Here is a 398-nt window from a genome sequence, read left to right on the forward strand (position 1 = left end):
GTGTACTTAATAAAAATGCAATATTACGAAATCTTAATAAGAATAGAAAAGGAAAATTACTCCAATAACTACCACTCCACAAATCAACCAAACATTTAAAAGAATAAAAGCGTAAAAATCTCACAATTTTTATTTATGTTTATGACCTTATTTAACGGAAAGAGCCGCATAAAAAGTCATATATAAATAAAATCATTAATGGACCAATAACAATAAAGAAACTATTAATCTATCTTTCTCTAATTACAACAGGACTATTGTCCACTATACAAGTATCCGTCCAAAAAGAAATTGCTCCAGGGGTTATTAAACTACAAAAGGGAGAAATTGACCCTTTCACCCCCCCCTATTCTCTATTTGGCGGAAAGCCTGTTATAGAAACTATGAAGTCACTTCCT

The sequence above is a fragment of the Phocaeicola sp. RTP21198st1_B8_RTP21198_201120 genome, from assembly GCF_040929485.1.
Taxonomy (GTDB): Bacteria; Bacteroidota; Bacteroidia; order Bacteroidales; family Bacteroidaceae; genus Phocaeicola; species Phocaeicola dorei.